Annotated in this window: 23 protein-coding genes and 1 pseudogene; 18 read left to right on the top strand and 6 right to left on the bottom strand. The window is 45.1% G+C overall.

Going from position 1 to position 26,022, the window contains the following annotated elements; all coding sequences use genetic code 11:
• Positions 1–199: 199 nt before the first annotated feature.
• The gene (gene ltaE / locus ACXADE_RS19460; RefSeq protein WP_474982076.1) at positions 200–1,222 is read left to right on the top strand and encodes a low-specificity L-threonine aldolase; all 1,023 of its coding nucleotides are present in this window, start codon (positions 200–202) and stop codon (positions 1,220–1,222) included.
• Positions 1,223–1,384: 162 nt separating this feature from the next.
• Here ltaE and ACXADE_RS19455 read toward each other — a convergent pair whose 3' ends face one another.
• Positions 1,385–2,746, bottom strand: a complete 1,362-nt coding sequence (locus ACXADE_RS19455; RefSeq protein ID WP_474982075.1) for an FAD-dependent oxidoreductase — start codon at positions 2,744–2,746, stop codon at positions 1,385–1,387.
• A 271-nt stretch (positions 2,747–3,017) separates the two neighbouring features.
• Here ACXADE_RS19455 and ACXADE_RS19450 point away from each other — a divergent pair, with 271 nt between their 5' ends.
• From ACXADE_RS19450 to ACXADE_RS19410, 9 genes and pseudogenes are all read left to right on the top strand, one after another.
• Entirely contained in the window at positions 3,018–4,154 is a 1,137-nt protein-coding gene (locus ACXADE_RS19450) for an endonuclease (protein WP_474982074.1), read from the top strand.
• Between the two features lie 182 nt (positions 4,155–4,336).
• Entirely contained in the window at positions 4,337–4,822 is a 486-nt protein-coding gene (locus ACXADE_RS19445; RefSeq protein WP_474982073.1) for an NUDIX hydrolase, read from the top strand.
• Positions 4,823–4,869: 47 nt separating this feature from the next.
• A complete protein-coding gene (locus tag ACXADE_RS19440; RefSeq protein ID WP_474982072.1) occupies positions 4,870–6,144 on the top strand; it encodes a M48 family metallopeptidase in 1,275 nt (424 codons plus the stop codon).
• A gap of 165 nt (positions 6,145–6,309) precedes the next feature.
• Positions 6,310–7,670: pseudogene (locus ACXADE_RS19435) on the top strand (sigma-54 interaction domain-containing protein).
• A gap of 203 nt (positions 7,671–7,873) precedes the next feature.
• Entirely contained in the window at positions 7,874–8,569 is a 696-nt protein-coding gene (locus tag ACXADE_RS19430) for a CoA transferase subunit A (protein WP_474982071.1), read from the top strand.
• A 17-nt stretch (positions 8,570–8,586) separates the two neighbouring features.
• Positions 8,587–9,267, top strand: a complete 681-nt coding sequence (locus ACXADE_RS19425; RefSeq protein ID WP_474982070.1) for a 3-oxoacid CoA-transferase subunit B — start codon at positions 8,587–8,589, stop codon at positions 9,265–9,267.
• Between the two features lie 12 nt (positions 9,268–9,279).
• Complete coding sequence (locus ACXADE_RS19420; protein WP_474982069.1) at positions 9,280–10,056, top strand: 3-hydroxybutyrate dehydrogenase; 777 nt, start codon at positions 9,280–9,282, stop codon at positions 10,054–10,056.
• A gap of 18 nt (positions 10,057–10,074) precedes the next feature.
• The gene (locus ACXADE_RS19415) at positions 10,075–11,253 is read left to right on the top strand and encodes a thiolase family protein (protein ID WP_474982068.1); all 1,179 of its coding nucleotides are present in this window, start codon (positions 10,075–10,077) and stop codon (positions 11,251–11,253) included.
• Between the two features lie 18 nt (positions 11,254–11,271).
• A complete protein-coding gene (locus tag ACXADE_RS19410; protein WP_474982067.1) occupies positions 11,272–12,555 on the top strand; it encodes a GntP family permease in 1,284 nt (427 codons plus the stop codon).
• A gap of 139 nt (positions 12,556–12,694) precedes the next feature.
• Here ACXADE_RS19410 and ACXADE_RS19405 read toward each other — a convergent pair whose 3' ends face one another.
• Positions 12,695–13,000: a hypothetical protein gene (locus tag ACXADE_RS19405; protein WP_474982066.1), complete on the bottom strand. Its 306-nt coding sequence runs from the start codon at positions 12,998–13,000 to the stop codon at positions 12,695–12,697.
• A gap of 168 nt (positions 13,001–13,168) precedes the next feature.
• Between ACXADE_RS19405 and rlmH the strand changes: the two genes are divergently transcribed.
• From rlmH to ACXADE_RS19385, 4 genes are all read left to right on the top strand, one after another.
• Positions 13,169–13,648, top strand: a complete 480-nt coding sequence (rlmH, locus tag ACXADE_RS19400) for a 23S rRNA (pseudouridine(1915)-N(3))-methyltransferase RlmH (protein WP_474982065.1) — start codon at positions 13,169–13,171, stop codon at positions 13,646–13,648.
• A gap of 210 nt (positions 13,649–13,858) precedes the next feature.
• Positions 13,859–14,914 (top strand): LytTR family transcriptional regulator DNA-binding domain-containing protein, encoded by a 1,056-nt coding sequence (locus tag ACXADE_RS19395; RefSeq protein WP_474982064.1) that lies wholly within the window; start codon positions 13,859–13,861, stop codon positions 14,912–14,914.
• 207 nt (positions 14,915–15,121) lie between these two features.
• Positions 15,122–15,970, top strand: coding sequence for an ABC transporter ATP-binding protein (locus ACXADE_RS19390; RefSeq protein ID WP_474982063.1), 849 nt, complete (start codon positions 15,122–15,124; stop codon positions 15,968–15,970).
• The gene (locus ACXADE_RS19385; RefSeq protein WP_474982062.1) at positions 15,970–16,665 is read left to right on the top strand and encodes an ABC transporter permease; all 696 of its coding nucleotides are present in this window, start codon (positions 15,970–15,972) and stop codon (positions 16,663–16,665) included. Before ACXADE_RS19390 ends, ACXADE_RS19385 begins: the two co-directional genes overlap by 1 nt.
• A gap of 163 nt (positions 16,666–16,828) precedes the next feature.
• Here ACXADE_RS19385 and ACXADE_RS19380 read toward each other — a convergent pair whose 3' ends face one another.
• Positions 16,829–17,902 (bottom strand): hypothetical protein, encoded by a 1,074-nt coding sequence (locus ACXADE_RS19380; RefSeq protein ID WP_474982061.1) that lies wholly within the window; start codon positions 17,900–17,902, stop codon positions 16,829–16,831.
• A gap of 249 nt (positions 17,903–18,151) precedes the next feature.
• On the opposite strand from ACXADE_RS19380, the gene ACXADE_RS19375 reads away from it, so the two are divergent.
• Positions 18,152–18,523 carry a CidA/LrgA family protein gene (locus ACXADE_RS19375; RefSeq protein ID WP_474982060.1) on the top strand — a complete coding sequence of 124 codons (372 nt, stop codon included), beginning with the start codon at positions 18,152–18,154 and terminating at the stop codon, positions 18,521–18,523.
• Positions 18,516–19,205: an LrgB family protein gene (locus ACXADE_RS19370; RefSeq protein ID WP_474982059.1), complete on the top strand. Its 690-nt coding sequence runs from the start codon at positions 18,516–18,518 to the stop codon at positions 19,203–19,205. The genes ACXADE_RS19375 and ACXADE_RS19370 overlap by 8 nt, the downstream gene beginning before the upstream one ends.
• A 393-nt stretch (positions 19,206–19,598) precedes the next feature.
• Here the strand turns inward: ACXADE_RS19370 and ACXADE_RS19365 are convergent, their stop codons facing one another.
• From ACXADE_RS19365 to ACXADE_RS19355, 3 genes are all read right to left on the bottom strand, one after another.
• Positions 19,599–20,681 (bottom strand): serine hydrolase, encoded by a 1,083-nt coding sequence (locus ACXADE_RS19365; RefSeq protein WP_474982058.1) that lies wholly within the window; start codon positions 20,679–20,681, stop codon positions 19,599–19,601.
• A gap of 124 nt (positions 20,682–20,805) precedes the next feature.
• Positions 20,806–22,410 carry a glycoside hydrolase family 43 protein gene (locus ACXADE_RS19360; RefSeq protein ID WP_474982057.1) on the bottom strand — a complete coding sequence of 535 codons (1,605 nt, stop codon included), beginning with the start codon at positions 22,408–22,410 and terminating at the stop codon, positions 20,806–20,808.
• Between the two features lie 21 nt (positions 22,411–22,431).
• Positions 22,432–23,622 carry an ROK family protein gene (locus tag ACXADE_RS19355; protein ID WP_474982056.1) on the bottom strand — a complete coding sequence of 397 codons (1,191 nt, stop codon included), beginning with the start codon at positions 23,620–23,622 and terminating at the stop codon, positions 22,432–22,434.
• Between the two features lie 146 nt (positions 23,623–23,768).
• Between ACXADE_RS19355 and ACXADE_RS19350 the strand changes: the two genes are divergently transcribed.
• Both ACXADE_RS19350 and ACXADE_RS19345 read left to right on the top strand, forming a co-directional pair.
• On the top strand, positions 23,769–25,067 hold the full coding sequence (locus ACXADE_RS19350; RefSeq protein ID WP_474982055.1) for an extracellular solute-binding protein: 1,299 nt from the start codon (positions 23,769–23,771) through the stop codon (positions 25,065–25,067).
• Between the two features lie 63 nt (positions 25,068–25,130).
• Positions 25,131–26,009, top strand: coding sequence for a carbohydrate ABC transporter permease (locus ACXADE_RS19345; RefSeq protein WP_474982054.1), 879 nt, complete (start codon positions 25,131–25,133; stop codon positions 26,007–26,009).
• Positions 26,010–26,022 lie beyond the last annotated feature (13 nt).

The following is a 26,022-nucleotide window of genomic DNA, read 5'->3' as shown; positions in this document are numbered from 1 at the left end:
AGATCCTTTCTTTCTTTAACATTTGACCATGCAAAAGAGTATCTCATTTGCAAGCGTTTCAAGACAAGAAAAATTTATGGAAATCGGCTTGAAAGTACACCTTTATATTGGAATGAATCCTTTTTATGCGAAAATCATCCATAACTTTTTCCAAACCAGGAATCATTCCATACAATAGATATAAAGAGGAGGTCTACATATGATTGATTTACGAAGTGATACAGTAACGAAGCCAACGATGGCTATGCGCCAGGCAGCGCTTGAAGCGGAAGTCGGGGATGATGTGTTTGAAGAAGATCCGACGGTAAAGAAACTGGAGGCAGAGGCTGCAGAAATGCTGGGGAAAGAAGCGGCGTTATTTGTGAGTAGTGGAACGCAGGGGAATCAAATCGCTGTTCTAACGCACTGCCAACCTGGAGATGAAGTGCTTTTGGAAGCAAACGCTCACCTTTTTCTTTATGAAGGAGCTTCCATGTCAGCGTTTGCCGGAGTTCAGCCTCGCACCATTCAGGGAAAGCGGGGCGTGATGAATCCGGGAGATGTGAAAGCGGCTATTCGACCAGATGACATCCATTTTCCAAAGACAAGCTTGATTTGTCTTGAAAATACGCATAACAAAGCGGGGGGAGTGGTCGTTCCACTTGAGAATATGCAGGCCGTTTATGAAGTGGCGAGAGAGGCTGGTATACCGGTTCACCTGGACGGGGCGCGGTTGTTTAATGCTTCAGTCGCTTCCGGTGTTTCTTTAAAGCGTTATGCGGACCAAACGGATACTGTACAAGTGTGTTTATCAAAAGGTTTAGGCGCACCGGTAGGATCCATTATTGCGGGCTCCTATGATTTTATCAGTCGCGCCCGAAAATGGAGAAAGCGTCTCGGTGGAGGTATGCGCCAGGTCGGAATGATTGCCGCACCTGCTTATGTAGCGTTGACCAGGATGGTTAATCGTCTTGGAGAAGATCATGCCCACGCTAGACAGTTGGCAAATGGGCTTCGGCATGTAAAAGGGTTGAAATTAGAGAAAGTAGAAACGAATATCGTGATCGTTCATGTAGATGGAATTGGCGAAACTGCTGAATCATTTGTCCAGTTTTTAAAAAGTGAAGGTATATTGGTGGTACCATTTGGACGGAACACGGTCCGGTTTGTCACCAACTATGAAGTGAATGAAGCGGATATTGACAAAGTCATTGATCGAGTCGTTTCCCGCTATCAGTTCTAGGATTCTCTTCTGTTTACCGGGGGATAAATAGGCAATAAACCCTGGAGGTGCCTGTCATAACGGAGGTCCGGGCAAATGGGGGCCGGTCAAAAAACGTTATAGAAAAACCTTGGATAAACGTAAATCAAACATCCCCCATGGGTCATCCATGGGGGATGTTGTTTAGGCATGTTCCACAACTCGTGCAGGTTCATGAGATTGAGCTTCCAGACCGGCTTTATTCAAAAAGTTCCACGGCTGATTGAAGTGTGGCTGGAAAAAGAAGTCGGTATAGGCAAGTTCGTCGATTGTCATCCCTGTTTGAATGCAAACACTCATCGTATTGATGGACTGGGTGACATCGGCCTTTGATAGGACTTGTGCTCCGATAATCCGTCGGGAAACAGGATCAATGGTAACTTTCAACAGGACGTTTTCCGCAGTTGGCATAAAAGCCGGGCGGTGGGTGTCATTGATTGTGATGTTTTTCACATGAACATTTAAAAGTTGGGCGGATGTTTCCGTAAGTCCGGTAGATGCCATGTTGAGATCATAAATGTGAAGCCCAGATGTACCTTGCGTGCCCACGTGCTTCATAACAGGTCCATTCAAGTTTCGAGCAGCCAGCGTTCCCATGCGCACGGCGTTCGTAGCAAGAGGAATATACATGTGACCACCGGTAGGGTTGTATGGGACTGCACAGCAGTCACCCGCAGCAAAAATATTCGGATCACTTGTCTGCATATATTCATCGACCATGAGTGCCCCGTTTTCCAGCATGTCAACTTTTCCTTGTAAAAGCTCTGTATTTGGACGGAAGCCGACGCAAAGGATGACAAGGTCTGTTTCGTACGTAGCCTTATTTGTTTTTACTTTAGTTACCGCTCCGTTTGTACCTTCGAAGAGCCGGACGGTTTCGTTCATAGCAAGATGAATGCCACGATCAGTAAAGTCGTTTTCGACAACGGTGGTGAAGGCTTCATCCAAATATTTATTTAAGATACGATCGGCACCATCGATGAGGGTGACTTCTTTCCCTGCTTTTTCAAAAGCTTCTACGAGTTCGACACCGATATAACCCGCTCCAACTACTGTCACTTTCTCGGCATTTTTGGCACGCTCCATAATTGTATTGGCCTGGTGATAGTTTTTCGCAAGTAGAATATTTTCAAGGTCAATTCCTTCGATGGGTGGAGTTACAGGCCAGGAGCCCGTCGTCATGACTAGTTTGTCATAGGAATCATGAATAACCTCACCTGTCACAAGGTTTTTAGCTCGGATGGTCTGGTTCGTCGTATCAATGGTTTCCACGTCATGCTGCATTTTCATCATCACACCGAGTGCTTGCAGCTCTTCAGGTGAAGAATAAAACAATCCTTGTGGATCATCAACGACACCACCTACATACAAGGCTAAACCGCAGGAGAGAAAAGAAACGTTATCATTTCGTTCGTAAACCGTAATTTCAGCTTCAGGATAAAGGTTTGCCATATTTGTAATGGCGGCCGTACCCGCGTGTGTGCTTCCAATAACTGCAATTTTCATGGATAAATCCTCCTTAGATATTCATGTGAAATAATTCACATTCTTAATATGGTTCTATTATAATGCGCTATCTATAAGAAAACAACCCCTTTGCTCAATATTTCACATGATTAATTTTACATTTTCTGTTGTACCTGGTCATACATAATTTGGAAATAATATAAATGCAGTGTTAATCGTCTGTGAGGATCGTATTAATTTTGGTTTTTTATGAAGGAGATTTTGCAATAGGAAGGAAGTGAGAGGGGAAGGTCTAATTTTTTGAAAGGGAGTGCTTCTTTTGAAGAACATCTTTGGTTTAATTATGGGTCTTGTTTTTATTTTTTCTGCAAATGGGGTTCATGCAGCTGGATTGTTGACGGTAGATGAAGCCATGTCGACTTCCAATGGCACAGATGTAGCTGTTGAAGGGTATATTGTTGGAGTTCCTGTGAATATTGATGAGGTTGAACAGGATAACTTTTCAAGTAATTATGCGCTAGCTCTCGCGGATGATGTGAATGAAACGCAAGTAGACGACATGATTTTTGTGAAGCTTGATTCTGAGTACCGCAGTGAATATGGTCTGCAGAACAATCCCGGTTTAATGGGAACAAAAATAAGTGTAGATGGCACGCGAGATGACTACTTCGCTCATCAGGGGATTGAGTATGTGACATCGATCTCCAAACAAACGGACGATGGTGGAAGTGACGATGGGAACGGTAATGGAGAGGGCGGTACATATGATGGTACTTATTATGATGAAGCGGAAGGTTTATCGGGCAATACATTGAAGCAGACGCTACACAACATCATTGACGACCATACGGAGCTTTCTTATTCCAACGTTTGGGATGCTCTGCGTCATACGGATGAAGATCCGTCCAACTCAAGCCATGTACTTCTTTTGTATTCAGGAAAATCTTACAGCAAGTATGATAACGGTGGATCTGTTGATGATTGGAACCGTGAGCACGTCTGGGCGAAGTCACATGGGGATTTTGGAACGTCTAGGGGGGCAGGAACAGATATTCATCATCTTCGTCCGACTGATGTAACCGTCAATTCCTCGCGTGGCAATTTGGATTTTGATAATGGTGGGTCTGCGTTGGATGAAGCTCCAGGTACTTATTATGATGGGGATTCGTGGGAGCCACGTGATGCTGTAAAAGGAGATGTGGCACGAATGATCTTTTACATGGCGGTACGTTATGAGGGAGATCAAGGTGAACTTGATCTCGAAATCGCTGATTATGTAGGGACGAGCGGCCCTGAATTAGGGAAGTTGTCCGTGTTGAAGGAATGGCATGAACAGGATCCCGTGGATGATTTTGAACGTAACCGGAATGAAGTGATTTATAGTGATTATCAGGGGAACCGGAATCCATTCATTGACCACCCTGAATATGTAGAACAGATTTGGTAAGCGAATCGATAGTGAAAACCGGGCCTGAGAGGGTCCGGTTTTTTTGAGCTTATTTACCAAAATATGTATGACCTGGTCACCCATTTTCATCCAATAAATGAGGAACTTCAACAGAGGGGGCAGGAGTTTAGTTTTTTAGTGTAGTAGTTTTATTAGATACACATATAAGAGGAGGGATTCGGATGGCGGGGGATGTCCGATTTAGTGTGAATGGGCAGCGGTTCAACTTCCGGGCAGCCGGGATAATGATTGAAAATGATCATGTTCTGGTACATAAGCAGGTGGATGATTCTTACTGGGCGCTTCCCGGTGGAGGTGTTGCGCTTGGAGAAGCGTCGACCGACTCTATTGTACGGGAGATGAAAGAGGAATTAGGTTACAAAGTCGAGGTGAGGAGCCCCGTTTGGGTCGTGGAGAATTTCTTTAAGTACGAGGGAAATGATATCCATGAAGTGGCGTTCTACTATTTGTTGTACACGGAAGGTTCCAAATTTAGAGAAGGGCCTTTTCATGGTCTTGAAGGGGAAAGGTTAATCTATCAGTGGATCCGGTTGGACGACTTAATGAATATCGACATGCGTCCTCCATTTCTCATAGATTCCTTGAAGAGTGTTCCATGTGAAACATCACATCTCGTCTTGAACAGATCAGACAGTTCTAATGGTTGATGGATGCTCGTACAATGGTACGAGTCCTATTTTGCGGAGGTGGCGTAGTGAAAAAGAAGTTCGTCATTTGGACGCTCGTTTTGTATGCTCTTTATGGTCTATTGCTGGGCCTTTATTTTTTCCAATGGACGGATGTCGGCGTCCCGTCTGCTTATGAAGGAACGGCAGCGGATCCTGCTACTTTCATGACGGAAAAAGAACTGGAATTAAGCCAGGAATATTCAAGGTATCAAAATTTCTTATCCTTCCTCGGGGAGCCGCTGGAGTGGATCATTTACCTTGGCGTGATGATTTTTGGAGCTTCCGTCGCTTTTAAAAATTTTGGACGGCAGGTCTCTCGTTTTCGGATCATACAAATCCCGCTGTTTGTTTTACTATTGCAGACTTTGACCACTATCGTGTTGTTTCCGCTGGATTATGCAAGGCGGTGGTTGTCGGTGGAATATGGGATCTCCACTCAAAGCTTTTCAAGCTGGATGCGTGATGAACTGATCGGTTTTTGGATCGGATTCATCATCATGGCCATCCTTATCACCGTTCTTTATTTTTTAATGAAGAAGTTTCAGAAACGTTGGTGGCTGATGGCCTGGGTATTTATGATTCCGTTCCTATTTTTCATGATGTACTTGCAACCTGTTGTGATCGATCCATTATACAATGACTTCAGTGAACTTCAAGACAAACAATTGGAAGCTCAAATCCTCTCCCTTGCACAGGAAGCGGAAGTGCCGGCTGACCGGGTTTATGAAGTGAATATGTCTGAAAAAACCAACAGTATGAACGCTTATGTGAATGGAATCGGCTCTAATTTAAGAATTGTTCTGTGGGACACGACTTTGAACCGCCTGGAAGAAAATGAAGTGCTGTTTATCATGGCACACGAAATTGGGCACTATGTGATGAACCACTTGTATTGGAATTTAGCAGGAGCGATTCTATCGACTTTCTTTGGTCTTTTCTTTACTTACCATCTGTTAAAGTATGTGGCAAAAAGATGGGGGGGAAGGTTAGGATTCTCTAAAGTATCAGATATTACCAGTCTCCCTATGTTTTTTCTCATACTCACGATCCTATCCTTTATCTCGAGTCCTGTGGAATTGGCGATCTCGAGGAATGCGGAAAAAGATGCGGACCAATATGCCATCGAAATGACACAAGACCCTGAAGCGGCTGTGGGATCTTTTCAGGAGCTTACGGTTAATGGCTTAAGTGATGTGCATCCACCGGCACTCGTAAAATATTTACGCTACGGACACCCAACGATGATGGAACGTATCCACATGCTGGAAAACTATCCAGGCATTGATGTAAAAGATGAGTAGGTTAACATCCATTATTTACCACACCAGGTCATCCAGAAACTGGATGACCTGGTGTGGTATTTTTTAGGTTGCCATCTAGTCTGGGCGGGATTGTTTTGGTAGACTTTAAATAAACAGTCTTGTAAACGCTAACATTTTAAATAGTAAGAAAGAGGAGTGTGCGGGATGCTTTCCATGCTTGAGGATTACCGGAACCAAGTGCTAGAGACGTTGTTTGGGAATGTAGAACATTGTATTGTTGTCGTCGATCGAGAAGGTTGCATTTCTTATATGAATGAGAGCTACTGCCGGTTTATTGATGTCGACCAAACGACGGTGAAAGGGAGACATGTGACGGAAGTGATTGAAAACACCCGGATGCACATCGTCGTGGATACAGGCGAGGAAGAAATGGCTGATCTTCAACAGATCCGTGGAGATTACATGATTGCTCACCGTATCCCGCTTTGGGAAAACGGAGAAGTGATCGGAGCGCTTGGGATGGTTCTGTTCCGTGACACGGATGAATGGAAGATTATGAACACACATATTAAAGATCTGCTCCTTGAGCTGGAAACCTATCGGAACCAAATGCAGCACCAGAACGGAGCTAAGTATTCTCTGCATGATATCATTACGAGTTCTCCGGATGTACTGGAATTGAAGGAGAAAATACGAAAGACCGCTCACAGTGAAGTTTCTGTTCTTTTGCGTGGTGAAAGTGGTACGGGGAAAGAGCTGTTCGCCCACAGTATTCATCACCTTAGTGAACGAAGTACAAAGCCATTCGTAAAAGTGAATTGTGCTGCCATTCCGGAAGATCTAATCGAAGCAGAATTGTTCGGCTATCAAGAAGGTGCGTTCACGGGTGCGAAAAAGGGGGGAAAGCGGGTAAATTCCAGCTTGCACACGGTGGGACATTGTTTCTTGATGAGATTGGAGATATGCCGCTAAGGGCTCAGGTTAAAATTTTGCGTGCCCTCCAGGAAGGTGAAATAGAAGCAGTGGGAGCCGTTCAGCCTCAGGAAGTCGATGTGAGAATTATTGCGGCCACCAACCAGTCGCTTGAAGAAATGATTCGTGAACAGCGGTTTCGTGAGGACCTCTTTTATCGGATCAACGTCGTACAGGTCGACATTCCACCGCTCCGTCAGCGGAGAGGGGACATTAAAGTACTGTCCAAATACCTATTACAAAAAATTTCAGATCGGACAGGAAAGCGTGTAGAGGAATTTTCAAAAGCTGTAGAGGACGTTTTTTACCATTATCACTGGCCGGGTAATGTGAGAGAGCTTGAAAACGTCATCGAATCAGCCGTTCATATGACCGATGGTGAATCCATTGAATATGGCGATCTTCCTGCTCACCTGCAAAACCCCCCCCTATCAGAAGAAGCGGAAACCTTGAAGCAGCTTGTAGAGCAAACAGAAAAACAAGCGATTAAAAAAGCATTGCAGGAAACAGAAGGTGATAAAAATAGGGCCGCCCAACGACTGGGAATTGGAAAATCAAGCCTTTATGACAAAGTGAAAAAGTACAACCTTTAAACCATTCCAGAATCCAGGAAACCATTCCGAAATTCTGGAATGGTTCTTTTTCGCTTTATGTAAGGGTTTTCAAAAAAGAGGATATCGGAATTCCGAAATTCCGTAAAAGCGATTTCACAAAAAATTCAAAAACCTTGTCCTTATAAGGGTGTGAAGTTGGCATGAAACTTGCAAGGAATAAAGTGAAGGGAGTGTGATGACTCATGAAACAAATTTATTCATCATTTCATGAAGCTGTGAAAGATATAAAGGATCATTCAACAATTATGGTAGGAGGATTTGGGCTGGTCGGGATTCCTGAGAATTTGATTCTTGCACTTGTCGAATCCAACGTAAAGCATTTGACGGTCATTTCCAACAACTGTGGGGTAGATGATTGGGGTCTTGGACTGCTTTTGAAAAATAAACAAATTGATAAAATGATAGGCTCATATGTCGGAGAAAACAAAGAGTTTGAGCGTCAAGTGCTCTCCGGAGAGCTGGAAGTCGAATTGACACCTCAAGGAACACTTGCTGAGAAAATCCGCGCAGGAGGAGCTGGGATTCCGGCCTTCTACACGCCGGCCGGTGTCGGTACGCCGATTGCAGAAGGAAAAGAGGTCCGTACATTTAATGGAAAGGATTATCTTTTACAAGAAGGTTTGACAGCAGATTTCAGCCTTGTCCGGGCATGGAGAGGAGACCGTCACGGAAACCTCGTTTATAACAAAACGGCGCGAAACTTTAACCCGATGATGGCTGCTGCTGGAGCGGTAACGATTGCTGAGGTGGAAGAATTGGTGGAACCAGGAGAATTGGAAGCTGACGCAATTCACACACCAGGCATTTATGTTCAAGGGCTAATCGAAGGTCAGCAGGAAAAACGCATTGAACGATACACAGTAAGAGCAGAAGCATAAATAGGAGGTAGACAAAAATGGCAGTACAAAAGGATAAAGCGGCAATCCGTGAAATGATTGCCAAACGAGCAGAACAAGAAATTGAAAGCGGTTTCTATGTGAACCTTGGCATCGGCATGCCGACAATGGTCGCAAACTATATTCAACCGGAAAAAGAGGTTGTTCTTCAATCCGAGAACGGACTCCTCGGAATCGGTCGGTCTCCTTACGAACATGAAGTGGATCCTGATTTGATCAATGCAGGCAAAGAAACCGTGACAGCTTCTGTAGGAGCAGCCTACTGTGACAGTGCGGAATCATTCGCAATGATCCGCGGGGAGCACCTTGATCTAGCGATTTTAGGTGGAATGGAAGTAGCAGAAAACGGGGACCTTGCGAATTGGATGATCCCAGGTAAAATGATCAAGGGTATGGGTGGAGCTATGGATATCGTGCACGGATCGAAAAAAGTTGTCATCATCATGGATCACGTGAACAAACATGGCGATCCAAAAATTTTGAAAGAATGCAGACTCCCACTGACAGGTGAAGGGGTTGTTGACAGGATCATCACAGACCGGGCGGTCATGGACGTGACGGAAGAAGGACTGAAGCTGGTTGAAATTGCAGAAGGCTGGACGGTTGATGAAATCAAGGAAGCGACAGAAGCAGAGCTTATCATCAGTGACGAACTATTAAAAATGCCAGCAAGCAATTAAGGAGGAAGTCCGATGGTGGAAAATCAAGTGGTATTCATAACAGGAGCAGCGAGCGGAATCGGTTACGAGATCGGTTCTGAATTCGCACGCAATGGTGCAAAGGTAGCTCTCAGTGATATTAACGAAGAGAAAGTGAAAGAAGCAGCCGAACGCTTGAATGCTGAAGGCTTGCAGGCGATCGGCCTTGTATGTGATGTGACGAAGGAAGAGGATCTTCAGCGTGCGATAGACGAAACGGTGGATACGTTCGGACGCCTTGATGTGCTCATCAACAATGCTGGGCTCCAGCACGTCGCTTCCATCGAGGAATTTCCGACAGAGAAGTTCGAACTGATTACGAAAATCATGCTGGTCGCTCCGTTTATGGCAACGAAACATGCATTTCCGATCATGAAAAAACAAGGATTCGGCCGGATTATCAACATGGCTTCCATCAACGGTTTGATTGGTTTTGCCGGAAAGTCCGCCTACAACAGTGCTAAACATGGTGTGATCGGGCTGACGAAAGTGACAGCTCTTGAAGGAGCAGAAGACGGGATCACAGTGAACGCTGTTTGCCCGGGGTATGTAGATACACCGCTCGTACGTAATCAGCTTGAGGATCTCGCTGAAAACCGTGGCGTTTCATTAGAAAAAGTTCTGGAAGAAGTCATCTACCCGCTCGTTCCACAGAAAAGGTTGTTGAGCGTTCAGGAAATTGCCGACTACACATTGTTCCTTGCCAGTAGCAAAGCCAAAGGAATTACAGGACAGGCGGCTGTCATCGATGGTGGCTATACCACTCAATAAAAGAAAGGGGATGTTCACATGAAGCCAGTGTATATTGTAGAAGGCGCCCGTACGCCATTCGGAACATTTGGGGGAGCGCTGAAAGACGTCGATCCAACTACACTAGGAGTAACGGCTGCTAAAGGAGCGTTGGAGCGCAGCGGAATTTCCGCTGATCATATCGACATGACCATTCTTGGGAATGTCATCCACTCTTCGCAGAACGCACCGTATTTGGCACGCCATATTTCTTTGAAAACAGGCGTCCCGCATACTAGTCCTGCGCTTGCGGTTAACCGTTTATGCGGGTCCGGGATGCAGTCCGTCATATCGGCTGCTCAGTCGATCCAGCTCGGAGAGGGAGAGACGGCTTTAGCCGGAGGTGTTGAGAGTATGAGTCTAGCTCCTTACGCAATGCGTGGCAGCCGTTTTGGTACAAAACTCGGAACTCCTAAAATCGATGATACGTTGTGGGCTGCGTTGACGGATGAATATATCGGCGCCGGCATGGGAGTGACCGGTGAAAACCTTGCAGAGAAATATGAAATTACGAGAGAACAGCAGGACGAATATGCGACCCGCAGTCATAAACTCGCAGCGGAAGCTCGAAAGACAGGGAAATTCGCAGAAGAAATTGTACCGGTGGAAATAAAGACTCGCAAAGGAACGAAAGTGGTCGATCAAGATGAGCATATCCGTGAAGATACCAATCCTGAATCCCTGGCTAAATTGAAGCCCGCGTTTAAAAAGGATGGCACAGTAACCGGAGGAAATGCCAGTGGGATCAACGACGGTGCAGGTGCTGTAGTTTTAGCAAGCGAAAGCTTCGTGAGCCAACACAATGTCCAGCCTATCGCTAAGATCCATGCATGGTCTATTACAGGTGTTGAACCGAAATACATGGGCATTGGTCCGGCCCCTGCCATTCGTCAGGCATTGGAAAAAGCGGAAATGTCCTTAGAAGATATGGACCTTGTCGAAGTGAACGAAGCTTTCGCCTCTCAATACCTTTCCGTAGAAAAAGAACTCGGTCTCGATCGAGATAAAGTGAATGTCAATGGGGGTGCGATTGCTCTTGGTCACCCGATTGGTGTCAGCGGCACGCGAGTTCTATACACCATGATTAAAGAACTGAAGCGCAGAGGTGGACGTTATGGCGTCGCATCGCTCTGCATCGGCGGCGGTCAAGGCATTGCCATGGTCGTCGAAGCTCAATAACCCTAAGGAGGAAAAACCATGCTCGGAATTTTTCTCGGACTTGCCGTATTGATGGTCCTTGCCTATTTAGGCTGGTCCATCATCTGGGTGGCGCCCATCGCAGCTGGTGTCGTCGCCCTCACCGGCGGTCTCGATTTACTTGAAGCCTATAAAGATACATACATGGGTGGTTTCGTCGCCTTCGCAAAAGACTGGTTCCCGGTCTTTATGCTTGGAGCCATTTTTGGAAAATTGATGGAAGACACAGGGATGGCGCGCTCCGTCGCGGTTGCCCTTACGAAATTAATCGGTACCCAACGCGCGATTTTAGGGGTACTCGTATCTGCCGCCGTTTTGACATATGGCGGAGTTAGTCTTTTCGTCGTTGTTTTTGCTGTATATCCCTTAGCCCTATCTCTGTTCCGTGAAGCTAACATCAGTCGTAAACTGATCCCTGCAACGGTCGCTTTAGGAGCTTTTACATTTACGATGACGGCCCTGCCTGGTTCTCCACAGATTCAGAACTTGATTCCAATGGAATACTTCCAGACGAATGCTATGGCAGCACCTGTCATGGGGATCATTGCCGCCATCATCATGGGTGGTGGAGGTTACTTTTATTTGAGATGGCGTGAGAAAAAACTCGTCGCTCAAGGAGAAGTGTTCACAGAACCGAAAGAAAAGAAAGGAAACGATCAACCCGACCAAACACCGAATTTCTTCCTGTCCCTTTTGCCATTATTAACGGTACTTCTTACATTGAATTTATTAGAATGGGACGTTGTTACGGCACTAATTTCAGGAATCGTGCTTATCATGCTTCTAAACGTTACGTTGTATAAAAAGTTCATTCCATCCATGAACAGTGGAGCTGGTGGATCGGTCATTGCGATTATCAATACGAGTGCTGCCGTCGGATTTGGTACAGTCGTGCGTGAAGTTCCGGGTTTTGCCAATTTGACGCAGCTTTTGATGGGGGTCAAAGGAAATCCATTAATCTCAGAAGCGATCGCTGTTAACGTGCTCGCGGGTGCAACTGGTTCCGCATCCGGCGGTATGGGAATCGCTCTTGAAGCACTGGGATCCAAATATTATGAAATCTCCATGAACACCGGCATCAGCCCGGAGGCTTTCCACCGAATCGCATCCCTATCCTCAGGAGGACTCGATGCGCTTCCCCACAACGGAGCGGTTCTTACGCTGTTTGCCATCACAGGAATGACACACAAAGACAGTTATAAGGATATATTTGTAGTAGCTGTTCTTATCCCTGTCATTTCCGTCATCTTTGTCATCCTATTAAACACCATAGAAATCCTGTAATGCTGTTAATTCCATTTTATGTAAGACCTGGTCATCCAAATATTGGATGACCAGGTCTTCTTCATGCGAATCGGAAGCTCCTCTTCTCTAAAACGAAAGCACACGCTTGGTGGGGAGCCAAGCGTGTGCTTTTTAATATTTATTTCTTCCGATTGAATGTTTTATCCTTGATTGATTTAAAGGCTTTGGATGACGTATCAGCGGTTTTACCTATCACATCCGCCCCTTTTTCTGACGCTTTTTTAACAATGTTACCAGACGAATCCACGGTTTTTCCGATCAGGCCGCCTTCTCCTGTGATCGATTTGATGATTTTCCCTGAAGTATCGACTGTATTATGAATGAAGTCATTAGCTTCCTTGGATACGCCTTTTACAAAACCGTCGTCCTTTTTGCTGCTCGCCTCATTTTCCTTAGAGTCGTTAGGTTTGTTGAATTCACTCATGTCGTCATCTCCTCCGTAGGAATTAATGGCTTACATTCCATGTCTATGCATGTCGAGTGTGTTTATGAATATTTCCCAATAATTGTATGACCTGGTACACCTGATTATGGAAGCTCGGTTCATGGTACACTAGGGTCATATTATGAAGGTTTACGGAGGAAATGCATCGTGAAGATTACGATTGTTAGTGTAGGTAAGTTGAAGGAAAAATATTTGAAGCAGGGAATTGGTGAGTATGTGAAGCGTCTCGGCCCTTATGCAAAGGTGGATATCGTGGAAGTGCCGGATGAAAAAGCACCGGAAAACCTAAGTGAAGCCCAGATGGTTGAAGTGAAGCAGAAGGAAGGAGACCGTATTCTTTCGAAAATTTCACAGGACACGTATGTCATCACACTTGAAATTGAAGGAAAGCAGCTTACTTCCGAAAAACTTGCGAAAAAGATGGACGAACTTGCGACTTATGGAAAGAGTAAAGTCGCCTTTGTGATTGGAGGTTCACTCGGGTTAAGTGATGAGGTGTTGAAGCGGAGTGAATTTGGTCTTTCATTTTCAAATATGACGTTTCCGCACCAGTTGATGCGTTTGATGTTGGTGGAGCAGGTCTATCGTGCTTTTAAAATTATAAGGAATGAACCGTACCATAAATAGATTCCCGCAACCTTGTACCTCCTTATCTGATTTCAAATTTGTTTGATGAAACTATTTCTCATACCCTTACTTTTAACCAAGATAAATAGGATAAATAGTTTATAATAAAAGTATTATGAATCGCAGGCCGTCCCTCTTCTCCTATTATAAAAACTATTATTTTCTCTGTGCTTATACAAACATTCATTATTACTGTGGAGTGATCCTTCTATGTCTCAGAAACTTATTGTACAAATCGAAGAGGTCAGCAAAGTCGAAGGAGATAAAGTGTGGTTTCCCCCTTTTAATTTTCGTCTTCATCAAAGCCAAGTAGCAGCGATCCAATGCGATCACGTGGTGGGTAAGGTGTTATTTCACATCTTGACTGGGCAGGAAGCGGGAACTGGGAGGATTGCTTACTTTGAGGAAAGTGATTCTCTTCCTTCTGGCTGGAAGCAGCACGGTCACCGGATTGGGCTGGTGTTCCATGAGGAAGAGGTTTATGAACGTTTAACTCCACATGAGTATTTAAAGTTTTATCAGCGTCTTTATGATAGGAAAAAGGACATTGATGAGCTGTTACATAAAGTGAATTTATCGAGTAAGAAATCTCAACGTATCAAAAAGCTCAATTTTTCGGAAAGGAAACGTCTATCCTTTGCCAAGGCGCTTATTCACAAGCCGGAGCTAATGATCCTGGAAGAGCCTGATCAGAACATTGATTTAGAAAGCAGGGTAATCCTGCGTAGATTAATTAATGAGCATAAAGCTGAGGGTGGAGCGGCTTTAATTATTACGAGCAATATGGAAAGTGCGGTCATTATAACGAATGAAGTCTATCGCTTGAATGAAGATGGATTAAAGAAAATGGAGGTGCAGGATCCGGACGAAAAAGAGGATGAAGAAGAGTTTGAAAATGGACGACAGGAAACGGGAACTAGTACTCATGTTCATTTGGAAAGAATTCCTGCAAAGGTAAAAGAAAAAATCATTTTATTTGACCCTATGGAGATTGATTACGTGGAAAGTGTTGATGGCACAGTTCAACTGCATGTAAAAGGCGGGGATTTTCCGTGTACGATTACTTTGCAGCAGTTATCGGAACGGCTTGAGCCGTTTGGGTTCTTCCGCTGCCATCGTTCCTATATTGTGAATCTGCAGAAGGTTCGAGAGGTGATGACATGGACGAGAAACAGCTACAGTTTAATTCTCGATGATCATCATAAAAGCAATATTCCATTATCAAAAGGGAAACTGCAGGATTTAAAGAATGTATTGCGCATGTAAGTGATTATTTCCCTGGAAATTGTCGGCCCAAGTCATTATATGGACCGTTTAACTTCTCCTTTCATCCGTTGTGGTGTTCCATTTAAAGTGCTATAGCTCCATTCACCTTGTTATTCACTCCTTTCATGCTTGATTTAGTGCTGTGATGTATAAGATCCATTTAAACTTATGGTAGTCACTTGCGAAAGCAGGAAAGGGGAAATGGTAATGAGTGAGATTATTGAGGTTTCGAATGTCCATAAAGACTTTGATGGGAAGCGGGCATTGGATGACTTGTCGTTCTCCATTCAAACTGGCGAAACGTTTGGCTTTTTAGGACCAAGCGGGTCTGGTAAGACAACAACAATTAAGCTGCTGACAGCTCAAGAGAGTTTTCAGTCAGGAAGCATTCAAGTGTTTGGAAGGTCAGTAGAAGGTCTAAGAGATCCAAAGCAAATGAAACGGATTGGTGTGTTAACGGATAATACCGGCTTATATGAACGGTTAACGGTAGAGGCTAATTTGAAATTATTTTGTAAATTATACGATGTATCCTTTAGGCGTATAGATGAGGTGCTGCATGAAGTGGGATTGACAGGAGAAGAATCCAAGGTGGTTAGCAAACTGTCGAAGGGGATGAGGCAGCGGGTAACCCTGGCGCGGACCATTCTGCATAAGCCGGAATTGTTATTTCTTGATGAACCAACGTCTGCCCTGGACCCTGTCAGTACTGAGCGGATTCACCGTATATTAAGAACCTTAAATGAAGAAGGGACAACGATTTTTTTAACGACCCATGACATGTATGAAGCGGAGAGGATCTGTGATCGTGTGGCTTTTTTAAATAAAGGGCACATCCAATTGCAGGGCCCGCCGCGGGAGTTGCGGGTCAGCCATTCGGATTCTTCAATAAATCTCTTACTGAAAGATGGAAGAGAACAGCTCGTCGGACACAATCACGAAGGGGCAGAACGAATTCGTGAATTGATCGCCAGTCAACAGCTGGCTTCTGTCCATTCCAATGAGCCGACCTTAGGTGATATTTTTGCTCGTGTTACAGGAAAGGAGCTGTTCTAATGATTTCCATTCAACGAATTCAAGCGGTGGTCATGAAGGATTATCAAGATCTACTGAAAAATGCGTATATGCTATCTACGGCTGTAGTGCCCCTGTTTTTTGCTTTCATATTCAGCCAGGAAGAGATCCAGACGGCAACGGTCTATATGCCGATTCTCCTCTCTATGGTAATTGTCGGTTCATTTATCCAGGCGGCCGTCATCGCAGAAGAAAAAGAAAAGAACACCTTACGAGGGTTACTCCTTTCTCCATTGAACACGGCAGAAATTTTCATCGGAAAAAGTTTACTTTCGGCTGTCTCCAGCATCATTATGATTGTTGCTGTCGTTTTAATAGGTGACCTCCCCATGCCCGACCAGATTCTGATCACCGGTGCAGCAATTTTCATTAGCCTCGTTATATTTATCAGTTTCGGAACCATTCTAGGATTAATCTCTCGCACAGTTATGGAAACGTCGGTGATGGGGATTCCTGTATTGTTTATTTTTGGTATGGGGGATATTTTCCGTACCATGATTGAATCGGAGTGGCTTCTTAAACTCCTAAGCTACTTACCTGATCAGCAATTCGGCCAGCTGCTTTTACAGTTGAAGGATGGACAGCCGGTGGGGAGCCATTTCTTCGTATTATCCATATGGGCAGTAGTCAGTGTAATAGTCACCATCTTTATATTTAAGAAACGCCGTTTTGATTAATAAATCAGTATAGAGCAGAAGAAAGCTGCAGGGTGAAATGCTGCAGCTTTCTTCTGATTTTCATCTCTCATGTGTCTTTGAAACGTAAGTTAAACATAACCCCCGTTAGGCGCAATTTTAAGAATGGCTCCATTAATGTAAGAGGGTCTTAAGTCTTTGAATTTTATTGATAGTTCACAATCGCAGGACTCGGGTCGAGTTTCACGACCTGTTCCGGAGTCATCACCGGTTTATCTTTATCATAGAACACTTTGAACCCGCCGTACTGTGCAGGCTTATCACGCACGTATCTTTTGTAGAGGGCCATTTTGTCAATCGATGATCCCCAGCCATCGAAGTTCAGAGCGACTTCGACGTTATCTGTAGGCTTAATGGCATCCTTGTTCGTTAAGACATGCTCTGTGAATTGATGGACGAGTACGAACTTATCCGGGAGGCTTTGTTCTTCTGTAAGGTTTGAAAGATAGTCGACCGCTTTTTGAATTTCTTTACCATCGACCTGACCGAGGTCCTCCCCTGGTACTTCGCCTTCTTCGACTTGGAATTCGGTGTCGATGGCGAGATGGACATTCGGGTGTTTCAGCCATTTCTTAAGGCTTTCCACCTGATTCATGACGGTATCTGTGCCGAGCTGGATGTCGAGCAGGACGAGGGCATCATGCTTTTCTGCAAGTTTTACATATTGCTGGATTTTTTCATCGGAAAGTTTACGGACGTATGTACCCTCTGGACCTGGATCACGTTGGGCCATCGTTGTAATCAATTCAATCGTCGGTATGGCCGGTCGTTCGGGGTCAGCCTCTGAATAGGCCTGGGCCTGTTTTTTTAGTTTTTTCATAAGTTCTTCCGGTTCCATTGTTCCGAGGATTCCCATATTTTCTGATCGCGGGGTGCCGTAGTAAGCGACAAGTCTATGATTCTTAAGCGGACCACTTGATGGATCCTCCATGCCTTCAGCTAGTGTTTCTCCGGCTGGTACGGAACGTTTGGGATCTCCACCTAGAGCGGCTTCGTGCTCCGGCATGTTGGTGAGCTCTTCCTCCGATAACGATTCTTCGAGAGCTACGGCTTCATCAGATGGCTCTAAAGCTTGATAGGGAGGGCCCGGGTCCTTTTTTTGTTCGGGTTCGTTTTCTTTTTTAGGAGCTTCCTCTGCTTCTTGTGAAGTCTGTGCTGAGCAGGCTCCGATAACGAAAAGGAGAAAGGCAGCAAGTAGTAGCTGCAGAAGTTTTCTCATGGTGCTTCACTTCCTTTTATAGATAAAGAATGGTTACAAAGGTACAATATAGAAAATCCTAACATATATTTTCCGGCCACTGTCCCTTGTAAGCAAATTGAAAAGGAAATATAAAATTTAGAGGCGGAGGCACAAAGCCTTTTGTGTAAAGTGGAGAAGTTATAATGCGGGAGTTTTTATCTCTCTTGTAAAGTCCTATATAATAAACGGAGGAAAAAACTAACTCAAACCTAGAAAGAAGGATCACACGTGCCAAAAGCAATCATTATCATTCTGCAAATTGCAGGATTGTACGCCATTTATCAACTTGGAACACTTATCCAGCACACGTTTCACCTGTTTATTCCGGGCAGCGTCATCGGCCTGATTCTCTTATTCGCACTCCTATCTATTAAATTAGTCCCCGAACATTGGTTCAAACAGGGGGTAGGGTTTATGATCAAACACCTGCCTTTCTTTTTCATTCCGGCGACAGTCGGGGTCATGAGTTATGGATATGTTTTCAAAGGCAGAGGGGTGCTGTTGATCTTAATTGGTCTTCTGAGTACGGCTATGGTCATGGGAATTTCAGGCTTTGTTGCTCAGTGGATGACGAGAAGGAGGGAGGCTGCTCATGAGTAGTTTTCTTCAGGCTGCTGCCATTATCATTTTGACCATTCTCATCTACCAGGGGGCGCTGATTGTTTATCGAAACTATCGCCGTATTTATACTGCCCCAATCATCTTGTCGACCGTGACTATCATTCTTTTGCTGCTATTATTCGGCTTGTCTTATGAAACGTATATGACAGGGGGATGGTGGATCGATCACCTGCTTGGTCCTGCAGTCGTTTCCTTAGCGTATCCACTGTATCAGTACCGGGGACTTTTGAAAAAAATGCTCCTTCCGATCGTAACAGGAACCTTAATCGGGGCGTTCATTGGAGTGACCTCCGGCCTTCTTTTAAGCAAGTGGGCAGGGTTTAGTGAGTTGATCATCCATTCGATCGTTCCGAAATCAGTGACGACACCTGTAGCGATGTCGATTGCCGAATCAAGCGGAGGAGCAATGCCTCTGGCTGCTGTTTTTGTCATGATTGCAGGCATCGGCGGAGTGTTGATCCACCCCTTCGTGATGCGCTATGCCCGTCTGACCCATCCTCTCGGAAAAGGAGTCGGTATGGGGAGTGCCTCACATGCCATTGGGACAGCGACATCGATGGAACGGGATCAGCTTGAAGGGTCTGTCAGTACCATTGCAATGGTATTGAGTGCCGTCATCGTGTCCATCGTGGCGCCAGGGTTAACATTGATTTTCATGTGAAAAAAGCGTCTGTCCTGAAGTGAGCAGGGCAGACGCTTTTTTCTTAGGCTCTGTTAAAGTTCAGTGTTGATATTTGCATCAACGGATTGAAGTGAAAATGAATGATTGAATGGGGAGGGAAGCTGCAAGATTCCCGTGGGAGAAAGGAGATCGGCGGTAGCCCGAGGAAGCTCGCCACTCCCCCACAGGAAATGAGTGGCTTCCCAGCCACCCCTGACGCTCAACCAGGCAATGAATCCCTGGAACATCTCGAAATAGAGTCTTCAAGAAAAGGGAGCTTTAGTTAAATAAGCCAAATATAAAGATGAGGAACTTCCATAAAATTGGGAGTTCCTTTTTGCAGTAATATCAACACTAAACTTTAACAGAGCCTTTTCTTAAAAGATTTTCTATTCATCCCGAACGGAGCATGTTCCTAAATGCTTCATTTTTCAATACTTGAAGGGAAAAGGCATTGAAGTTTCTTTGAAGCTTCCGCGTCGTCAGAATATTTTCCTGGTTGGATAAGAATACGATTTCCGTTTGGTTCCCTTCCTGATCCGTTGTATAGGAAGCGTGGGTGAATACAAACAATGTCGACCCGCCTTTCATGCCCCCATGGTCAATCCAATTCCTGTTAGCTTCGTTCAGGTATAGACCGTACCCGAGAATTTCTTCCAGGCAGCACTGCATCTCGGGGTCAAATGTTTGTCTTTGATTGATCAACTGCATCAACCTCATATAGTCGCGTGCCGATCCGGCAGGCAGACGATCAGACCATATCTTCTGGAGGTCCACGTTTAATTTTACGTCCTCCCAATCCTTCTCTTTTTTATTCGCAGCCAGCTGATGATGAATGTCGAGGGCGTATTGGTGATATTCTTCCGTAGACATTGATTCAAGTCTTTGGAGAAGTGCGTTTCCACTCGAAATTTCTTCCTTCATTTTTATGAAAGAGGGAATGTAAAGAGCAGAAACCACCGGGAAAATAGGGCTGTGATCCGTTAATTCAAGGGAAGAAATGATGTCGTTGATCGTATCCAACCCTAAATGATTCATCAAAAGTTCTGTATTCGCATTCGAACTGTAAGTGATCATGCCAATAGCGATTTCTTTCAGGCTGTACGACTCTTTGTTTGAAAAAGCCTGAATCCAAGCTTTATGAGCACCACCATCTGTGCCTTCTACATAGAATTTAGCTAGTTCTTCTTTGGAAATCTGTGTCTGTTCCTTCACCTTGTTATCGCTCACCTGTTTTGCAAAAGCAATGGCCAAAATAATTTTCATGGTACTGGCTAGCGGAAGAGAGACATGGGGGTTGATGGAAGTGAAAGTTTCGCCATTCCGACGGATCATCAACGCTACATCCCCTTTTTCTTTTCTTTTTTCAGCAAATTTGATGATGAAGGATGGGTCGATCGGTGGTCGTTTTCTAATTAGTATGATAGCTAGTAAGGCAGCGGCAGATCCTATCACGACAATGATCAGTTCGTTCATCGGCAAGCTCCTCTTATATGAAATCGGCCAGTCTTTAGCCCATGCTATGTTTACGTTTTTAAGGGGAAATTGTTTCGTTTGAATCGAAAGAAAAAAGACCCGTCCAAGGCGGGTCTTTTCATCATCAATCATGTTCTTCATAAACGAAATAGTCGAAATCGGCGGGTAGTGCACGTCCGGACGTATCCTGACACTGCATCCCGACAAAGGCTCCTGTGAAAAATCCACCGCCATCAATGTAATCATCCGATAGTTTATAAGATTGAAGGGGGATGGTGATGTCGCTCCACTCTTTGCCGTCGAAGGAGTAAGCGTAGGTGTACGTATGGGTTTGGACGTTGACACGCAGGTAAATGTCCTTGACTTCGTCTGGAATGGCGACAGGTTCAATTGGCTGGTCAAAAACGAAGTTGTCACAGATCGTCAGGTCGAGGACTCTTCCTTTTTCTTCGTTCCAAGTAATTTGTAGAGCAGTCCAGTTTCTCGTATTGTAATAGTTTACGAGACCGGCAGCCTGTTGAAAGGTTTCTGGATCAAACGTCACTTTCGTTTCAGCCGTAAAGGTGAAGCTTTGCCAGCGTCTGGCTACAAATGCCTGCGTGAATTTTGATGTCAGTGATTCTTTTCCATACAGACGCAAATGTCCTGGCCGATCGGTCAACGACAGGATGTCATTCGTCAGTGGGATGCGTAAAGACTGGAAGTGGGGGTTCAGTTCATCCTGATCAAAATCATCTTTATTTTCAAATTCGGCAGGCCAGGGATTTTCATCTATAGCGGGAGCCTGGACCTCGACAGATGGCTGGTTTCCTCCGGTGACATATGGCCAGTCATCCTTCCACTCCAATCGTTGAATGGCTGTTTCTCTTCCAAGAGGACAATACCCGCGTGGATCAAGTAAAGCATCGCTTTCTTTCGGTAGCGGACGTCCCGTCAAGTGGGCGAGATACCATTCACCGGTGTGGGTATGGACCATCGATGCATGGCCGGCTTTTTGTAAAGGATTTCTCGGATACGGCCACGTCGTGATCAACGGGTTGTCCGGATGGACTTCATAGGGACCCCTTAAGTTCTTCGAGCGGGCAAGGGTCGCCTGGTGGTCATATTTCGTTCCTCCTTCGGCAGTGAGAAGATAATAATATTCCCCGACTTTATAGAGGTGAGGAGCTTCTGTCAGTTTAACATCCGTCCCTTTGAAAATGACTTCCGGACGACCGGTGAGCGATCGCTCTTCATGGTTGTATTCCTGAAGGACAATGCCGTAAAAGTTGTGATTGCGTACTCTGTGGTCCCACACCATGTTCACTAAGTATTTTTTGCCGTCTTCGTCATGAAACAAGGATGGATCAAACCCTGAGCTGTTCAGAGGGATGGGCTCGGACCATTCTCCATCGATCTTATCGCAGGTGACTAGATAGTTATGGGCATCCTTCCACTGGCCATCTACAACTTTCACATCGGTATAAATGAGCCAGAAGTGGCCGTCGGCATACGAGAGGGCAGGCGCCCAAATACCGCCAGAATCAGGATTGCCTTTCATGTTCAGTTGACTGAGACGGTTAAGAGGTCTTGAAATTAAGCGCCAGTTTTTCAAATCCTTCGAATGGTAGATGCCGACACCAGGAAACCATTCGAACGTGGAGACGGCAATGTAATAGTCTTCTCCTGTACGGCAAATGGACGGGTCAGGGTTGAAACCTTTCAGGACAGGGTTTTGAATCATGGACATGAAATCATCTCCTTTAGTGAATTAGTTGGTAGGTGATGGGGCAGCGGGATCCATATCGACTTTTAAAAAGTTTTCCGCTGAAAAGGCCGCCACACCAAGGGCCGTTGACTCCGATACATCAGAAAAGCGGATGCGCAGGTCGTCCCGCTGGAACCAGAGGGCATTGGTTTTGGCCCGTTTCAGTAAAGGCTGCTGGATCCATTTTTTTGCTGCTCCCATACGGTTTCCGATAATCACCTGCTGCGGGTTGAAAGAATTGATGATATTGATTAACCCGACCCCCAAATATTCTCCGATGGTCTGGAACGTATCAATAGCCGTTTGGTCTTCCTTTTCTGCCCGCTGGATCATCGTTTCCAAAATATCTTCGTCCCTGCTGATCTGCAGTTCCTCGGCACTTCGATAAAGGGCCTGCTCAGAGGCGTACAGTTCCCAGCATCCTTTGTTTCCGCAGCGACATTCGGCTCCGTTCACCTCAATCGTCATGTGTCCCATTTCACCGGAGAACCCATTGTTTCCGCGGTATAGCGTTCCATTTAAGATCAATCCAACACCGATTCCGACACCGACACTAATATAGACGAGGTCGTCTCCGTCAGCATCTTCTTTGAATTTTTTTACGCCATATGCTCCGGCGTTTGCTTCGTTCTCAATCAGAATCGGGCAGTCATATTTCTGGATAAGGTCTGATTTCAAATCAACGTTTTTCCAACCGAGGTTTGGGGCGAGTAGAATCTTTCCTTCTTTACTGACAGCGCCTGGAACACCGATCCCTATGCCTACCATTCCATATTTACTGGCGGGTGCAGATCCACGAAGTTTCTGAATCATCTCTTGCAGCTGCTCCATCACATGGTTATAGTCATGATTTGTCAAGTTTACATAGTGTTCGTCGCTGATATTTCCTTTCAAATCTGTACGAATCCCGAGGATATAATTGACGCCGATATCAATGCCGATCGAGTATCCGGCGTTTTCGTTGAACAAAAGCATGACGGGCCGGCGCCCGCCACTGGATTTTCCTGGGCCCTGTTCATAGATCAGCTCTTCTTTCAAAAGTTCGCTCACTTGTGAAGACACGGTACCTTTATTCAGCCCGGTCTGACTGGCGATTTCAGCCCGGGAGATGGGGGAGGAGGAAAGAATCGTCTCCAGTACCACCGATTTGTTCCCGGTTTTAATTGTATATTGGTTCCAAGTTTTTGTTTCCATAGCTATCATCCAATCCTTGGTGAAGTTAAAAACAGTATAGCATCCTAAACTTAGTTTATCCACTGGACAAACTAAGATAGCTTTGGTAATCTTTTAGTAAGCATTCGAAAGCGTACGAATGTACTAAAAAACGGGAGGTTAGTGGCATGTCTAAGAAAGCGTTTACATTACTGTTGGTTGGATTCTTATCTTTTCTTCTTGTCGGTTGCAGCGGAGGTTCTGACGATACAAGCGCCAATTCAGATGGGGATCAGACGATAGAATTCATGCACCTGTGGCCGGAAGGAAGTTCATCTAAGCACAACAAAATTGTAAGCGATATCATTGATGATTATGAAAGCCAGAATGAAGGGGTGAAGGTAGAACTGGAAGTCCTTAGTAATGAACAATACAAGGATAAAGTAAAGGTACTCGCGACTTCAGATGAATTGCCTGACGTTGGAATGACGTGGGGCGGTGGATACCTGGATCCATATGTGGAAGCAGGACAATTTGCATCTTTGAATGATGTGCTCGAGGGCGGATTGCAGGATTCTTTCGTATCGGGAACAACAGATGCTTACAGCGTGGATGGGGAAACTTATGGACTGCCGCTTGAGTTGAACGTAGCGACCGTTTTTTATAACCAGGCGATTTTCGATGAATACGGTTTAGAAGCTCCACAAACTTACGAAGACTTCAAGAACGTTGTTACAACACTTAAAGATAACAATGTAGCTCCGATTGCTCTTGGTAACAAAGATCGCTGGACAGGTTCACTATGGTACATGTACCTGGCCGATCGTATAGGTGGTCCGAACTTATTGACTGAAGCAATCAATGGAGAGAAACCTTTTACAGACCCCTCTTTAGTGGAAGCTGCGGATAAAGTGCAGGAACTGACGGATATGGATGCGTTCATCCGTGGATTCAATGGAGTTTCCGATCAGGAAGCAAAAAGTATGTTTATGAACAGTCAGGCAGCGATGTATTTGATTGCCACATGGGACCTTCCGAACTATACGACGAATGAAGATGTGCCACAGGAATTCAGGGATTCAGTCGGCTATTTCAAATTCCCTACCGTTAATGGACAGGGGGATCAGGACAGTTTCGTCGGTGGTCCTGGCGTCGGGTTGTTTGTCTCTGAAAATTCCGAGGTGAAGGAAGAAGCGAAGGATTTTGCTGCCTATTTCGTCGAGCAATGGGGCGAGAAATCAGTAACCGAAGCGGGGGTCATCCCGGCTACAAAGGTAGATGCAGGTTCTTTGGAGCTTCCTCAAATGTATGTGGATGTGTTGGATGATCTGAACAGCGCTAGCAATTTAACATTATTTGCGGATGTACAAATGAGCCCGGATGCTGCTGAAGTGCACTTGAATCAAATTCAGGCACTCTTCGGAGGGGAAGTCACACCTGAAGATTTTGCAGCAGCTCACGAAGAAGCATTATCCAAGGAAGAATAAAACCATAAAGGAAAAGGATAATCGATGATGGTTATCCTTTTCCTCCCTTAGGGGGGATGAGAATTGAACAAAGTTATGTCAAATAAATGGATGATTGCTTTTTATACGCTGCCCGCGTTGATATTGGTAGGGATTTTGATCTTCATCCCACTCCTGTTATCTGCGTATTACGGACTTATGGATTGGAATGGAATCGGTGCCATGCAGTTCATCGGCTTGGAAAATTACCAGGCCGCTCTCGTGGACGGCGCTTTCTGGGACAGTGCGCTTCATTCTTTTTTACTGGCGATCTTTTCAACGCTCAGTCTAGTCGTCTACTTAGCGATTTCTATGATTCTCGCTTCAAAAATTAAAGGAGCCGATCTCCTTAGAAAAATCTATTTGATTCCAATGCTTCTGTCTTCCGTAGCGATCGCACAGCTTTGGATCAAAGTGTTCAATCCGACGAACGGGATACTCAATAAAATGCTGTTGGCCATAGGCATTGAGAACCCACCCGCATGGCTTGCGGAACCGGACATAGTGCTTTATGCCATCTTCATCCCGATTCTATGGCAGTATGCTGGTTTCTACATCTTGATTTATTATGCGGCTCTCAAAAATATCCCGGAGTCTCTCATCGAAGCAGCCAAAATTGACGGAGCATCCCCTTTTCAAATCGCCTACAAAATCAAACTCCCTTTAATCAAAGGTGTGGTGAAAGTAACGGTCGTGCTCGCGATTGTAGGCTCTCTGAAGTACTTTGATTTGATTTACGTCATGACCAACGGCGGTCCGAATGGAGCCAGTGAGGTAATGGCTTCCTATATGTATAAATTAGCGTTCAGTACGAACGATTTCGGTTACGGAAGCGCTATCGGGTTCTTACTGTTGATCATCACATTAATTGTCACCGTGATCATCCGTAAGTTGACGGCAGACGATGAAGAACTTCAATACTAACAGGCTTCTGTGG

This window comes from Halobacillus sp. ABR2_026 (genome assembly GCF_056158545.1).
Note: the sequence above shows the minus strand (reverse complement) of the source record. Positions and strands in the feature narration are given on the sequence as shown.

Bases quoted from the DNA above. Each gene is read 5' to 3' on its own strand.
- ACXADE_RS19385 (WP_474982062.1), top strand. From the start codon at position 15,970: ATGATTTCCATTCAACGAATTCAAGCGGTGGTCATGAAGGATTATCAA.
- ACXADE_RS19410 (WP_474982067.1), top strand. From the start codon at position 11,272: ATGCTCGGAATTTTTCTCGGACTTGCCGTATTGATGGTCCTTGCCTAT.
- ACXADE_RS19380 (WP_474982061.1), bottom strand. From the start codon at position 17,902: ATGAGAAAACTTCTGCAGCTACTACTTGCTGCCTTTCTCCTTTTCGTT.
- ACXADE_RS19395 (WP_474982064.1), top strand. From the start codon at position 13,859: ATGTCTCAGAAACTTATTGTACAAATCGAAGAGGTCAGCAAAGTCGAA.
- ACXADE_RS19405 (WP_474982066.1), bottom strand. From the start codon at position 13,000: ATGAGTGAATTCAACAAACCTAACGACTCTAAGGAAAATGAGGCGAGC.
- ACXADE_RS19365 (WP_474982058.1), bottom strand. From the start codon at position 20,681: ATGAACGAACTGATCATTGTCGTGATAGGATCTGCCGCTGCCTTACTA.
- ACXADE_RS19415 (WP_474982068.1), top strand. From the start codon at position 10,075: ATGAAGCCAGTGTATATTGTAGAAGGCGCCCGTACGCCATTCGGAACA.
- ACXADE_RS19350 (WP_474982055.1), top strand. From the start codon at position 23,769: ATGTCTAAGAAAGCGTTTACATTACTGTTGGTTGGATTCTTATCTTTT.
- ACXADE_RS19445 (WP_474982073.1), top strand. From the start codon at position 4,337: ATGGCGGGGGATGTCCGATTTAGTGTGAATGGGCAGCGGTTCAACTTC.
- ACXADE_RS19425 (WP_474982070.1), top strand. From the start codon at position 8,587: ATGGCAGTACAAAAGGATAAAGCGGCAATCCGTGAAATGATTGCCAAA.
- ACXADE_RS19430 (WP_474982071.1), top strand. From the start codon at position 7,874: ATGAAACAAATTTATTCATCATTTCATGAAGCTGTGAAAGATATAAAG.
- ACXADE_RS19355 (WP_474982056.1), bottom strand. From the start codon at position 23,622: ATGGAAACAAAAACTTGGAACCAATATACAATTAAAACCGGGAACAAA.
- ltaE (WP_474982076.1), top strand. From the start codon at position 200: ATGATTGATTTACGAAGTGATACAGTAACGAAGCCAACGATGGCTATG.
- ACXADE_RS19420 (WP_474982069.1), top strand. From the start codon at position 9,280: ATGGTGGAAAATCAAGTGGTATTCATAACAGGAGCAGCGAGCGGAATC.
- ACXADE_RS19360 (WP_474982057.1), bottom strand. From the start codon at position 22,410: ATGTCCATGATTCAAAACCCTGTCCTGAAAGGTTTCAACCCTGACCCG.
- ACXADE_RS19390 (WP_474982063.1), top strand. From the start codon at position 15,122: ATGAGTGAGATTATTGAGGTTTCGAATGTCCATAAAGACTTTGATGGG.
- ACXADE_RS19455 (WP_474982075.1), bottom strand. From the start codon at position 2,746: ATGAAAATTGCAGTTATTGGAAGCACACACGCGGGTACGGCCGCCATT.
- ACXADE_RS19370 (WP_474982059.1), top strand. From the start codon at position 18,516: ATGAGTAGTTTTCTTCAGGCTGCTGCCATTATCATTTTGACCATTCTC.